Consider the following 12824-nt stretch of genomic DNA (forward strand, 5'->3'; position numbering starts at 1 on the left):
GACTGAACAGATGTCCGTGGTCGAACGGCAGGAGTGGGACGTCGTCGTGATCGGCGCGGGGGGCGCGGGCCTCCGGGCGGCGATCGAGGCACGGGAGCGAGGCGCCCGTACGGCCGTGATCTGCAAGTCGCTGTTCGGCAAGGCGCACACCGTGATGGCCGAGGGCGGCATCGCGGCGGCCATGGCCAACGCCAACGAGCACGACAACTGGCAGGTCCACTTCCGCGACACCATGCGCGGCGGCAAGTTCCTCAACCAGTGGCGGATGGCCGAGCTGCACGCGCAGGAGGCGCCGGACCGGGTCTGGGAGCTGGAGACCTGGGGCGCGCTCTTCGACCGGACGAAGGACGGCCGGATCTCGCAGCGCAACTTCGGCGGGCACGAGTACCCGCGTCTGGCGCACGTCGGTGACCGCACCGGCCTGGAGCTGATCCGCACGCTGCAGCAGAAGATCGTGGCGTTGCAGCAGGAGGACAAGCAGGAGACCGGGGACTACGAGTCCCGGCTGAAGGTCTACCAGGAGTGCACGGTCACGAGGATCCTGAAGGACGGCAGCCGGGTCTCCGGGGTCTTCGCCTACGAGCGCGAGACGGGCCGCTTCTTCGTCCTGGAGGCCCCGTCCGTGGTCATCGCGACCGGCGGGATCGGCAAGTCCTTCAAGGTGACGTCGAACTCCTGGGAGTACACGGGCGACGGCCACGCGCTGGCGCTGCTCGCCGGGGCTCCGCTGCTGAACATGGAGTTCGTGCAGTTCCACCCGACGGGCATGGTCTGGCCGCCGTCGGTGAAGGGGATCCTGGTCACGGAGTCGGTGCGTGGCGACGGAGGGGTGCTGCGCAACTCCGAGGGCAAGCGGTTCATGTTCGACTACATCCCCGACGTCTTCAAGGAGAAGTACGCCGAGTCGGAGGAGGAGGGCGACCGCTGGTACGAGGACCCGGACAACAACCGCCGGCCCCCCGAACTGCTCCCCCGTGACGAGGTGGCACGGGCCATCAACGCCGAGGTGAAGGCGGGCCGCGGCTCCCCGCACGGCGGGGTCTTCCTGGACGTGTCGACCCGTATGCCGGCGGACGTCATCCGGCGCCGGCTGCCGTCCATGTACCACCAGTTCAAGGAGCTGGCGGACGTGGACATCACGGCCGAGGCGATGGAGGTCGGGCCGACCTGCCACTACGTCATGGGCGGCATCGCCGTCGACTCGGACACGGCGGCGGCACGTGGGGTGCCGGGGCTGTTCGCGGCCGGCGAGGTGGCCGGCGGCATGCACGGCTCGAACCGGCTCGGCGGGAACTCCCTGTCCGATCTGCTGGTGTTCGGCCGCCGGGCGGGCTGGCACGCCGCCGAGCACGCGGCGGCACGGGCCTTCGAGCGCCCCGCGATCAGCGACCTGGAGATCGACACCTCGGCCGCGGAGGCGCTGCGCCCGTTCTCGGCGGAGGGTCCGCCCGGGTCCGAGGACGACGGCCGCCCGCCGGAGAACCCGTACACCCTGCACCAGGAACTCCAGCAGACGATGAACGACCTCGTCGGCATCATCCGCCGCGAGGGCGAGATGGAGCGGGCGCTGGAGAAGCTCGCCGAGCTGCGCGTACGGGCCCGCAGGGCCGGCGTCGAGGGGCACCGGCAGTTCAACCCGGGCTGGCACCTCGCGCTCGACCTGCGCAACATGCTGCTGGTCAGCGAGTGCGTGGCGCGGGCCGCGCTGGAGCGCACGGAGTCGCGCGGCGGCCACACCCGCGAGGACCATCCGACGATGGACCGCAAGTGGCGCAACATCAACCTGCTGTGCCACCTGGCCGACCCGACGGGCGGCCTCGCGGCCACCGACCCCGAGCGCGGCCAGATCGATCTCGTCCGTGAGACCACCGAACCCGTCCGCCAGGACCTGCTGGCTCTCTTCGACAAGGAGGAGCTGGTCAAGTACCTCGCCGAGGAGGAGCTCTACCAGTGAGCAGCTACGAGGCCCGCTTCAAGGTGTGGCGGGGCGATGTGCAGGGCGGCGGCCTGGAGGACTTCGAGGTCGAGGTGAACGACGGCGAGGTGGTCCTCGACATCATCCACCGCCTCCAGGCCACCCAGGCGCCCGATCTCGCCGTCCGCTGGAACTGCAAGGCGGGCAAGTGCGGTTCGTGTTCCGCCGAGATCAACGGGCGGCCGCGGCTGCTGTGCATGACCCGGATGTCGGTGTTCACCCGCGAGGAGACGATCACCGTCACCCCGCTGCGTGCCTTCCCCGTCGTCCGGGACCTGGTCACGAACGTCGGCTTCAACTACGAGAAGGCACGTCAGGTCCCGGCCTTCGTGCCGCCGGAGGACCTCGGCCCCGGCGAGTACCGGATGATGCAGGAGGACGTCGACCGCTCGCAGGAGTTCCGCAAGTGCATCGAGTGCTTCCTGTGCCAGGACACCTGCCATGTGGTGCGTGACCACGAGGAGAACAAACCGGCGTTCGCGGGCCCGCGCTTCCTGATGCGGGTCGCCGAACTGGACATGCATCCGCTGGACGCGGCGGGCGAGAGCGGCCTGGACCGCAAGAAGACCGCCCAGGACGAGCACGGCCTCGGCTACTGCAACATCACCAAGTGCTGCACGGAGGTCTGCCCCGAGGGCATCAAGATCACCGACAACGCGCTGATCCCGCTGAAGGAACGGGCCGTGGACCGCAAGTACGACCCGCTCGTGTGGCTGGGCTCGAAGATCAGGAGGCGCTCCTCGGCGGAGTGAGCGCCTGCTCCCTCAGCGGACCCAGCCCTCCTCGTACGCCGTCCAGTCGCTCTCTGTCGCCGCGAAGTCGACGTAGAGGGCGACGCCGAAGCGCGTCCGGCCCGCGTCCGTGCGGGAGAGGCCCAGGCGGACGCCGCGGACGGCGGCGGGGACGGTCTCGGCCGCCGCCCGGTGACCGACCGTGTTGTCGTGGAAGAACGGCAGGCCCATGAGCAGGTCGGTGCCGGGCGGCGTGACCTCCAGGGCGAGTGAGGTCTGCTGGGCGACATAACCGCCGTACAGGCTCTCCAGCGGCATGGCGGTGTCGTACGACATCACGGCGATCTGGTCGACGCGTCGGGCCACCTCGCCGAAGAACTCCTGCGACCACCACTTGGGGTGCCCGGTCAGCGCGCCGGCGACGGAGTGCAGGGCCGGCAGCGGGTCGATCTGGTGGGCGGCGACGGAGAGCGGGGCGTCGTGGGCGCGGGTGAGCTCGTGCAGGGCGTCGAGGAGGGTGAGGTAGTCCCGGTCCCCGGAGTGGAGGGGTTCGAGGTCGAAGTGGGCTCCGTCGAAGCCCGTGGTGAGGATCCGGCGGGTGGACTCGACGACCGCCGCGCGGGTCGCCGGGCGGCTCAGGCGCAGGCCGTCGTCGTCCTCGGTCGCGAGTTTGTCGCCGAGCCATGCCTGGACCCGGACGGCGGGGATCTCACGGTGCACCGCCGCTATGAGCCACCGGGCCCTGGGGTACGCCGAGGCGGGAAGGGTCCCGTCGTGTTCGAGGGGGCCGGCGTGGACGTAGAGGTCACGGATGCCGGTGCCGTGCAGGCGGCGGGCCAGGGCTTCGACGTCGGCGTCCTTCTTGCGGCCGTCGACCCAGGCGTGGCCGAGCCAGATGGCGTCCCGGTTCCTGGTGCGGGTGCCGTCCGCCGGGTCGCCGGTGTAGTTGAGGCGCAGGGCGAGGGCCGCGCCGAGGACGGGCAGGACGAGGAGCAGCACGAGGGCGAGGGCGGTGCGGCGCAGGAGGCGACGGCGGCGGATACGGCGTCCGGTGTCCTCCCGGGCTCCGGCTTCACCTCCGCCGTCCCTCTCGCCCCGGCCCACGCCCTCGCCCTGTCCCCCGCCCTCGTCCTCGGCCGAGCGCTCCTGCTCCTCGGTCTCGGCGTCGGGGGCGGAGTCGGAGTCGGTGTCGGTGTCGGTGTCGGTGTCGGTGTCGGTGTCGGTGTGGGTGGGTGGGTGCTCACTGCCCTGTCGGTCCATCGCCGGGTCCCCTCATCCGTCGCCCTGTGTCCCTCCACACCACCCTGGCCGCATCCCGGTCGCGCGGGGGCATTGCTGCTCATACGCTCCGAAATGTGACGTCATCCTTGATCCGGGGCCGGCCGCGACGCGGGCGCTCGCACATATCGGTGCGGGTGGCGCACGCCGTGGTGGGCGGTCTGGTCGGGGTGGTGTGGCTGGTGTTGCCCGGCATGACGATCAGTGGTGGGGGTGCGGTTGCGGGCGGGTCGCACCGGCCCGTCGCCGGTGCGCCGGAGCAGCGGGAGAGCGCGGGCGACGCGCAGGCCGAGGACACCTCCGCCGCCGACTTCGTACTGCCCGTGGTCGCCGTGGTCGCGGCCGGGATCCTCGCGGGATACGGGTTCCTGCGGCGTCGGCGGCGGGCGCGGGACCGTACGACTCCCGGCGGGGCACCGGTCCGGGCCGCTGAGCCGCCCGCCGGCGAGCTCGACGAGCGGGCGCGGGCCGCGCTGGTCGAGGCCGACGACTCGGTGCGGGTCAGCGAGGAGGAGCTGGGGTTCGTCGAGGGGCGGTTCGGGGCGCGGGACGCCGAGCATGTGGAGCCCTTCGTGCGGGTTCTGCGGGACGCGCGGGGCGAGTTGGCGGTGGCGTTCCGGATGCGGTGGCAGTACGAGAGCGGGGTGCCGGAGGAGGCCGCGGCCCGTCGGCACGCGCTGGCGGGGATCGTCGGGCGGTGCGAGGAGGTGGGGCGGCTGCTGGACGGGCAGGCCGCCGCGTTCGATCAGTCGCGGGGGCTGGAGGAGGGCCTGGGCGGGGGGCTGGGGCAGGCCCTGGTCGTCGCCGAGGGCCGGTTCCGTGAGCTGACCTGGCGGACCGGGGGCGCCGGCACGGTGCTGGGCGAGCTCGGCGCGCGGTACGCCCCCTCCGTGTCCGCCGCCGTCGCGGGCCATGTCGAACAGGCCAAGGACCGGCTGGTGTTCGCCACGACCCAGCTCAACCACGCCCGTCAGTCGGCCGACTCGGGCGACAACGAGCGTGCCGGGGGCCGGCTGCGTGCCGCCGAGGGCGCCATCGCGCAGGCGGGCGTCTTCGTCGACGGTGTCGAACGGCTCGCCGGGGAGCTCTCGACGGCCGCGGCGATGGTTCCGGCCGCGCTGACCGGCGGCGAGGTGGAGATCGCGGGGGCGCGCGAGCCGGTGCCGGCGGGGGTGGGCGACCCGTACGCCGATGTCCCGCCCGGCGAGCTGCGCTCCCGGGTCGCCCACGCGGACGCCACCCTGGCGGGCGTGCGTGAGCAGCTGGCCTCCGGGCGCCCGTACGACCCGCTCGACCTGTTGCGGCGGATCGTGCGGGGCGTCGCGCCCCTCGCCGCGGGGCGGGCCGGGGTGATACCGGCGGCCGCGGTGGTCTGCGCGCGCAGTGCGGTGAGCGGCGCGGACGACGTCGTCGCGACGCATCGGGCCGCGGTGGGCGGCGAGGCCCGCACCCTGCTGGCCGAGGCACGGCGACTGCTCGTTCCCCCGGTGCCGGCGCCGGCCGGGCGGGGGCCGCGTGAGGAACTCGCCGACCTCGTCTCGGCCGACACCCTGGCCCGGCAGGCACGCGAAGTGGCCGAACAGGACATCCGTCTCTTCGGCCATCCCGTCGGCGGCACCGGCCATGACATCAGCGGCCTCACCGGAGCGGTCCTGGGCGGCCTCCTGCTGTCGACCGAATCCCCCGGCGGCCCGCCCCCCAGCTTCGGCGGCCCCCACACCCGGACCCGCCGCCCGCCCCCGGCCGCCTGAGCCACCACGCGGCCACCGTGGACGTCGCCGCCGACGACGCCGGCTGGCTGCGCCACCGCCTGCCACGGAAGACGCCGTCGACGCCCGGGTCGGGCGGCGACCGGACAGGATCACCCGACAGCCCGGCCGGCCCTGCCGGCCCCCTCGGCCGCAGCGCCCGGCCGGCCCTCCTGGCGGCCGAACAGGCCACGCCCCGCCCGGGGCCCTCCCGGCGTCCACGACCGCCGCACGCACCCCGCGCGGGCGCCGCCTCAGAACAGGCTCAGCAGTGCCTCCGCCGGGTCCGTGAGGCCGTTCTCGCCGTCCGGCAGGGGGAGTTCGAACCAGACCGTCTTGCCGCGCGGGGTGCGGCGGGAGCCCCAGGCCGCGCTGAGGAGGCCGACCAGCTGCAGGCCCCGGCCGCCCTCGTCCGTGTCGCGGGCGCGGCGGCGGCGGGGCTGGACCAGGCCGGAGTCCCAGACCTCGCAGACCAGGGTGCGGTCCAGCAGGAGCCGCAGTCTGATCTCGCCCTCGCCGTAGCGCAGCGCGTTGGTGACCAGTTCGCTGACGAGGAGTTCCGTGGTGTCGACGAGGGGTTCGAGGTCCCAGGACAGCAGCTGGCCGCGGGCGTACTCGCGGGCCCGCCCCACGCTGCGCGGCTCGCGCGGCAGGGTCCAGTCGCCGACCGACCCGGCGGGCAGGCCCTGGACACGTGCCATCAGCAACGCGATGTCGTCCTCGCCGTGGTGGGTGTCCAGGGTGTTGAGGACGTGGTCGCAGACGTCCTCCAACGGGCGGGAGGGGTCGGTCAGCGCGCCGACGAACGCCTGGAGGCCCTCGTCCAGGGGATGGTCGCGGGACTCCACGAGTCCATCCGTGTAGAGCGCCAGCAGCGCGCCCTCCGGCAGTTCGACCTCGACCTCCTCGAACGGCTCCCCGCCGACGCCGAGCGGCATCCCCGGCGGCACGTCGAGCATCAGCGCCGCCTCGCCGGGCTCGACGAGGACCGGCGGCAGATGGCCGGCGTTGGCGAAGGTGCAGCGACGCGTGACGGAGTCGTAGACGGCGTACACACAGGTCGCGAGGTACACCTCGGACAGGTCCGCCTCGCGGGGCCGGCGGGCGGCGCGGGTGGCCTGCTGGACACCGCCGGGTGCGCCGAGGCCGCGGGCGATCTCGTCCAGGGCGGAGAGGACCTCGGCGGGTTCGAGGTCCAGCAGGGCCAGCGTGCGGACGGCGGAGCGCAGTTCGCCCATCGCGACGGCCGCGCGCAGCCCGCGTCCCATCACGTCACCGACGACCAACGCCGTGCGGTGGCCCGGCAGTTCGATGACGTCGAACCAGTCGCCGCCCACCTCGCTGGGCCGGTCCGACGAGGAGTCGCCGGGCAGATAGCGGCACGCGATGTCCAGGCCCGAGGCGACCGGGTCCCCCGGCGGCAGCAGCGACCGCTGCAGTATCAGCGCCCGCTCGTGCTCGCGCCGGTACAGCCGCGCGTTGTCGATGCAGACCGCGGCACGCGCGGCGAGTTCGACCGCCAGGTCCCGGTCGCGGTCGCCGAACGGCTCGCTGCCCTTGGTGCGCGCGAACTGCGCCAGTCCTACGACCGTGTCGTGGGCGACCATCGGCACGGCGAGCGTGGACTGGACGAGCCCCCCTTCCTCGCCGGGCACGTACTGCGGCCGGGCGGTGCGCAGGGCGTCCGCGCAGGGCGAGTTGAAGGGGTAGTGGTGGACGGCGCCGACCGCTACGGGCACGCCGCCGCCGACGAAGGGCGCGTCGGAGACGGCGCTGGCGAAGGCGACCCGGCGCAGCTCCGCGCTGCCGTCGGCGAGGCCGGGCGGCGCCTCGTCGCCCGCCAGCAGCCCTTGGTAGAGGTCGACGGTGGCCAGGTCGCAGAAGCCGGGGACGACGACGTCGAGGAGTTCGCGGGCCGTGGTCTCCAGGTCGAGGGAGTTGCCTATGCGGGCGCCGGCCTCGTTCAGCAGGGCGAGATTGCGCCGGGCGGCGGCGGCCTCGCGGGCGGCGGCACGGCGGGCGGTGATGTCGATTCCGAGCCAGGCGATGCCGATGGGGCGGCCGCTGCCGCTGTGCACCCGGTACAGGTTGATGGACCAGTGGCGACGCTCGTCGGAGCCCGGCACGAACCCGGTGACGTGCATGTCGGTGATGGAGTCGCCGCTCTCCAGGACGCGGCGCAGGGTGGCCGAGACGCGCTCGGCCTCGGGCCGCGACAGGTAGTCGTGGACGCCCCGGCCCCGGTGTTCGTCGGGGGTGCCGCCGAACAGCGAGGCGAACCTCTGGTTGGCGCGGCGCACCCGTAGATCGGGGTCGATCAGCAGGAAGCCGAAAGGAGATTGACCGAAAATCGCCTGCGAGGCGGCGAGGTCGGTCTCCATCCGGCGCAGGGTGCGCACGTCCACGACGATGCACACGGCGGCCTTCTCGCCGTCCTCGGTCCGCGTCGGCATGACGTACACCTCGGCGAGGCCGTCCGGGCCGGGCCGGCCGTCGGCCTCGTCGGGCATCCGGAAGGGGACCACGCCGGTCCACTCCCGCCCGTCCAGGATCTCCGCCATCTTGCGCTGGCCCTGCTCGCGCAGGTCGGCGTCGACGAACGCCTCGATGGGGTCCATGCCGACGGCGCGCTCGGCGGGGATGCCGAAGATCTGCTCGGCCCGCAGACTCCACTGGTCGACCAGGCCGTCGGGGCCGATGGAGAAGGACGCGACCTTGATGTAGTCGTAGATCGAGCCGGGCGGGCTGCTCTGCCAGACCGGGTCGCCGGGCCGGGGCTCGTCGAACGGGAACACCGGGTCGGAGTCGCCGGCGTCGCCGGAAGCCTGCTCGTCGCTGGAGGCTTGCGCGTCACGGGAGTTCGCCCCGTCGCCGGAGTCCTGTCCGTCACCCGCGACTCGTGAGTCCTGAGGGGCCCGTGTGTCCTGAGGGGCTTGCGAGGCTCGTGTGCCGTCGGACCGCTGCCCCGCGGCCCTCGTCCTCGCGCCCTCCGACGGGTCCTCGGACCTCGTGGCCTTCGCTGGTATCTCGCTCACGCGAACCGTCCCCTCCAGCTCACCGCGTCCGGCACCGGTCACCGGCGGCGGCTGCCCGCAGTATCCAGCACTACGGCCCCGCACAACACGGTGTTCACGATCACAGCACGGTCCCGATGGTTTTCGGTCCCGGCCGCAGAAACACTTCCAGACTTCTAACCAGCGGACACGCAGTCGAACCACCCGGTTCTCCAACTGCCACTGGCCTGAACCATTCGTTCGACAGGGTGAGGGGCGGCGTACACCGTCATGGACGTCTACTGACGGGTTGTACAGAGCCCGGGAACACCTCGCGGAACGCGCCGCGTCACTCCGGCACCGCGAGCTCGAACCAGACCGTCTTGCCCGCGTCCCGCGCGGGTCTGGTGCCCCAGCGGCGCGAGGAGTGCGCCACGAGCTGAAGTCCGCGGCCGCTCTCGTCCTCGAGATGGGCGACGCGTTCGCGTGGCGGGTCCGGGAGGGGGTCGGAGACCTCGACCAGCAGGGTGTCGCCGAGGCGGGCGGGGCGTACCAGGCGTACGCCGATGGGGCCCGTGGCATGCCGCAGGGAGTTGGTCACGAGTTCGCTGACCAGCAGCGCGGCGACATCGGCGAGACTGTCCAGCTCCCACTCGCGCAGCCTGTCCCGAACGGCGACACGCGCGGCCCGCACGGCACCCGCCTCCGCGGGAAAGCTCCACTCGGCGCAGTCGCCTTCGGTGTCGATCACGCCGATCACTTCCCAGGCCAACGGATTCACCCATGTCCGGTTTCGCAGGGTTAATGACCACATACCCGATATTCATGGGGCGGTACCGCGCGAAACGTGGAGGACACGTCAGGATTCCGGTAAAGCTCCTCAGAACCGGAGCCGTGCCGACACCTCGCGGACGGCGGGGACGTCCTGGTCCAGCCAGTCCACGTCCCAGAGTTCCCCCGGACCCAGCCAGCGCAGTTCGTCGTGGTCCTCCAGAGCCTTGGGTTCACCCGTTCCGGGGAGCAGCCGGGCCGTCCACACATGCAGCACATAGGGGGGTTTCAGGGGCCACGCCCCCGGTACTCGCTCGATCACCTCGGCGTCCACGCCGAGTTCTTCCCGCAACTCGCGCACGAGCGCCGCCTCGGGCGTCTCGCCGGGTTCGACCTTGCCGCCGGGCAACTCCCAGCGCCCGGCGAGTTCCTCGGGCGCGCTGCGCCGCGCGGCGAGCAGACGCTCTCCGTCCAGCAGGGCGGCACCGACCACGATCCGTTCCGTCATGCGCCGGAGCCTACGGGAGCTCAGGGGGAGTCAGTTGTCCGCGCTGTCGCCGTTCTGCGCGATCCGCTCGACCCAGTACAGCTGCTTGTGGCCCCGGCTGTCGAGGCTGTCCGCGATCTTCTGGGCCTCGGCCCGGGTCGCGTATCGGCCCACGCGATAGCGGTTGCCGTTGTCGTCCTGCCGGACGACCAGCCAGGGAAGAGTGATCGTGCTGTCGTTCATCGCGCCCCACCGCTCCTTCCCGCCCTCGACCGGCCGCTCGCTCCCGCCCCCCGCCGCCCGAGTGCTGCTCGCGGCGTGTGCCGTGCCCCGCCCGCTAAGGAAACCGCAATCCGCATATGCCCGAGCCTACGCCTAACCTTTACGCAGCGAATACGCCTTTTCACAAAGAGGTACGCAACCAGCCAAGTCGTAGGGGGCGCACGGCATCGAACGCGCCGTGCGGGGACCTCGGTGCTTCCGATCGCGGGCATGCCGCGCACGCCCGTGACGACCTGCGAGAACGGCCAGATTCCAACGGCCTCGGATGGGGCGGGAGTTGAGGCTCTGGCGGCGGCAACTGCGGTGAAGGTGTGCGCTACCTCACGAACACGCGCGCTACTTCACCGGAAGGTGGTACGAAACCCGGTAACGATCGGCGGGGATGACCACGTCCGCCGTCTCCACCGGACGGCCCGACGCGTAGTACGTGCGCTGGATGACGAGGACCACGTGGCCCGGGACGCCGCCCAGCGCGAGCAACTCCTCCGCGAGGCCGGGGCGCGCGCCCACCTCCTCGGTCACGTTGTCCACGACGACGTCGATGGCGGCCATGCGCTCGACGACACCCATGCCGCCGAGCGGGCCCTCCTCCGGCAGCATCACGGGAGTGCGGCCGGTGACGGCCAGGGGCTCCCAGGAGGTCGACAGCATCATCGCCTCGCCGGCGTCCCGGAAGAGATAGCGCGTGCACATCACGCGGTCGCCGGGCCGGATGCCGAGCCGCTCGGCGACGGCGACGCTGGCCTCGGCCTGCTCGCTCCTGGACTCCCAGGTGCCGCGCGTCTCGCCGTCGGCCTGCTCCTGGCGGAAGGGCGTCGCGCCGTTCGGCGGGCGGAAGCCGGAGCGGGCGACCCTACGGGGCACGGGCCGCTCCCGGACATACGTCCCGGAACCGGAGCGGCCCTCGACCAGGCCCTCGGCCATCAGCACCTTGCGGGCCTCCAGCGCGACGGTGTCCGAGACGCCGTACTCCTCGCGGATCCTGGCCTGTGACGGGAGGCGGGTGTGCGGTGGCAGTGAACCGTCGACGATCTTCTTGCGGAGATCACCCGCGACGCGCAGGTACGCCGGCTGCTCACCGAAAGTCACTGGCCGCTCCCATCAGGTTGTACAGACAGCAACAGCCTGGCAACCATGAGTTGTCTCACGCAAGCAAAGGCCAGAGAATCACTCGATGTGATGACTTGTGCCCTGCGAGGGCTTTACGCAGGCACTTTCTCCCCGCTATAGCCACGCCCACACCTCGGTTCACACATCGAGACCGCCGGCACCGGTGCTCTCGCCACCGCCGGAGGAGTCGTCCTCGTACGTCGGTACGGTGGTGTCCAGGCCCAGAGCCTCGCGCGCGGTGACCGTCGTGGGGCCGTCGACGTATTCGTACCCGTTGTCGTAGTGCGCGTAGTACGTGTCCACGTCCTTCGCCGCGGCCGCCTTCGCCCACTCCTTGCGGGCGTCCTCCATCTCGTCGATCAGGTCGGCGAGCGGCCGCTCGGTGTCCGGCCCCCAGCTGTGCCCGCGCAGCCCCTCGATCTGTTCGCCGAGGACGGCGTGGACGTCCTTCGCCCAGGCCCGGTTGGCGGCCAGGTCCTCCTCGGGGTACTCCTCGGGCTCCTCGTACAGGGCCGTGTCGACGGCGTTGGTCGCGGAGAGGAAGACGGTCTGGTCCACATCGAGGGTCGTGGGGTCGCTGCGCAGGGAGCCGGTCAGCTTGCCGTTCTTCTCGGTGCTGCCGAACAGGCAGGTGATCTCGCGGTCGCCGAGTCGCCAGCTCTGCCGGGAGGGGATGAAGTAGTACACGTCCGCGTCGTCCGGCACGGCCCAGCTGTCCATGGCGTAACCGTCGCGCAGGGCGTAGCACTTGTCGTCGGCGGTGCTGCTGACCTCCTCGTCGCCGGGGTAGTCGCCGCCCGGCAGCGAGACGACCGCGAAGACCTCGCCGTCGTGCGGGACGGAGCAGGGGACCTCGTCGATGTCATACGCGTCCCCCTCCAGGTTGCCCGTCGGCGAGTCGAAACAGTCGCCCTTGACGAGCGAGTAGGCGGTGCCCTCGCCTCTCGCGGCGTCCCTGAAGCCGTCCCAGAAGTCGGAGGCGCCGCCCGTGGCCAGCGCCAGTGCCCACAGCACGAGTCCGACGCAGGACAGGACGGAACCGGCGATCGCCATGCCCTTGCCGCGCTCGCCCTTCTTCTTGATCTGCGCCAGCGCGATCAGCCCCAGCACCAGACCCACGGCCGGCACGAAGCAGAGGATGCCGAGGACGAGGGCACCGATGGCGACGCCGTTGACGGGCACGGGGCGGCCGTACGGGCCGTAGGCGCCGTAGGGCTGGTACCCGTACGGCCCCGGGGCACCGGGTGCGCCCTGGCCGTACGGCGACGGCGGTGGTGCGTACGGCCCCTGCGCGGACGGCCCTTGGGCCTGCTCCGGGGACCCTTGCGGCTGGTGAGGTCCGGGAGGCGGAGGTATGGACACGGGTACCGTGCTCCTGGTTCAGGCGGTGGGAACGGGCGTACGACTGGGCGAATGGTAAGCGGGGAACGCGGGGCGCGGCGCGGGAGT

10 protein-coding genes are annotated in these 12824 nt (G+C 72.2%); 3 read left to right on the plus strand and 7 right to left on the minus strand.

Annotation, left to right across the window (positions count from 1 at the left end; all coding sequences use genetic code 11):
* Positions 1–10: 10 nt before the first annotated feature.
* Together ACGFW6_RS39660 and ACGFW6_RS39665 are read left to right on the plus strand one after the other, a co-directional pair.
* Positions 11–1954 (plus strand): fumarate reductase/succinate dehydrogenase flavoprotein subunit, encoded by a 1944-nt coding sequence (locus ACGFW6_RS39660; protein WP_393521261.1) that lies wholly within the window; start codon positions 11–13, stop codon positions 1952–1954.
* Entirely contained in the window at positions 1951–2727 is a 777-nt protein-coding gene (locus tag ACGFW6_RS39665) for a succinate dehydrogenase/fumarate reductase iron-sulfur subunit (RefSeq protein ID WP_393521263.1), read from the plus strand. Before ACGFW6_RS39660 ends, ACGFW6_RS39665 begins: the two co-directional genes overlap by 4 nt.
* A gap of 12 nt (positions 2728–2739) precedes the next feature.
* On the opposite strand, the gene ACGFW6_RS39670 is transcribed toward ACGFW6_RS39665, so the two are convergent.
* Positions 2740–3966, minus strand: coding sequence for a hypothetical protein (locus ACGFW6_RS39670; protein ID WP_393521265.1), 1227 nt, complete (start codon positions 3964–3966; stop codon positions 2740–2742).
* 95 nt (positions 3967–4061) lie between these two features.
* On the opposite strand from ACGFW6_RS39670, the gene ACGFW6_RS39675 reads away from it, so the two are divergent.
* Positions 4062–5735, plus strand: coding sequence for a hypothetical protein (locus tag ACGFW6_RS39675; RefSeq protein ID WP_393521267.1), 1674 nt, complete (start codon positions 4062–4064; stop codon positions 5733–5735).
* A 251-nt stretch (positions 5736–5986) separates the two neighbouring features.
* On the opposite strand, the gene ACGFW6_RS39680 is transcribed toward ACGFW6_RS39675, so the two are convergent.
* The 6 genes from ACGFW6_RS39680 to ACGFW6_RS39705 form a co-directional block, all read right to left on the minus strand.
* A complete protein-coding gene (locus ACGFW6_RS39680) occupies positions 5987–8767 on the minus strand; it encodes a SpoIIE family protein phosphatase (RefSeq protein WP_393521269.1) in 2781 nt (926 codons plus the stop codon).
* Positions 8768–9074: 307 nt separating this feature from the next.
* Positions 9075–9506, minus strand: coding sequence for an ATP-binding protein (locus tag ACGFW6_RS39685; RefSeq protein WP_393521271.1), 432 nt, complete (start codon positions 9504–9506; stop codon positions 9075–9077).
* A gap of 99 nt (positions 9507–9605) precedes the next feature.
* Positions 9606–10004 carry a (deoxy)nucleoside triphosphate pyrophosphohydrolase gene (locus tag ACGFW6_RS39690; protein WP_393521273.1) on the minus strand — a complete coding sequence of 133 codons (399 nt, stop codon included), beginning with the start codon at positions 10002–10004 and terminating at the stop codon, positions 9606–9608.
* 30 nt (positions 10005–10034) lie between these two features.
* Complete coding sequence (locus tag ACGFW6_RS39695; RefSeq protein WP_030967771.1) at positions 10035–10226, minus strand: SPOR domain-containing protein; 192 nt, start codon at positions 10224–10226, stop codon at positions 10035–10037.
* A gap of 375 nt (positions 10227–10601) precedes the next feature.
* Complete coding sequence (locus ACGFW6_RS39700) at positions 10602–11354, minus strand: GntR family transcriptional regulator (RefSeq protein WP_393521275.1); 753 nt, start codon at positions 11352–11354, stop codon at positions 10602–10604.
* Positions 11355–11513: 159 nt separating this feature from the next.
* Positions 11514–12737: a DUF4190 domain-containing protein gene (locus ACGFW6_RS39705; protein ID WP_393521277.1), complete on the minus strand. Its 1224-nt coding sequence runs from the start codon at positions 12735–12737 to the stop codon at positions 11514–11516.
* Positions 12738–12824: the final 87 nt, after the last annotated feature.

This window comes from Streptomyces sp. Y7 (assembly GCF_043195415.1).
GTDB lineage: Bacteria > Actinomycetota > Actinomycetes > Streptomycetales > Streptomycetaceae > Streptomyces.

Excerpts from the sequence above, each read along its gene's own strand:
- ACGFW6_RS39660 (WP_393521261.1), top strand. The coding sequence starts at position 11 with ATGTCCGTGGTCGAACGGCAGGAGTGGGACGTCGTCGTGATCGGCGCG.
- ACGFW6_RS39670 (WP_393521265.1), bottom strand. The coding sequence starts at position 3,966 with ATGGACCGACAGGGCAGTGAGCACCCACCCACCCACACCGACACCGAC.
- ACGFW6_RS39690 (WP_393521273.1), bottom strand. The coding sequence starts at position 10,004 with ATGACGGAACGGATCGTGGTCGGTGCCGCCCTGCTGGACGGAGAGCGT.
- ACGFW6_RS39695 (WP_030967771.1), bottom strand. The coding sequence starts at position 10,226 with ATGAACGACAGCACGATCACTCTTCCCTGGCTGGTCGTCCGGCAGGAC.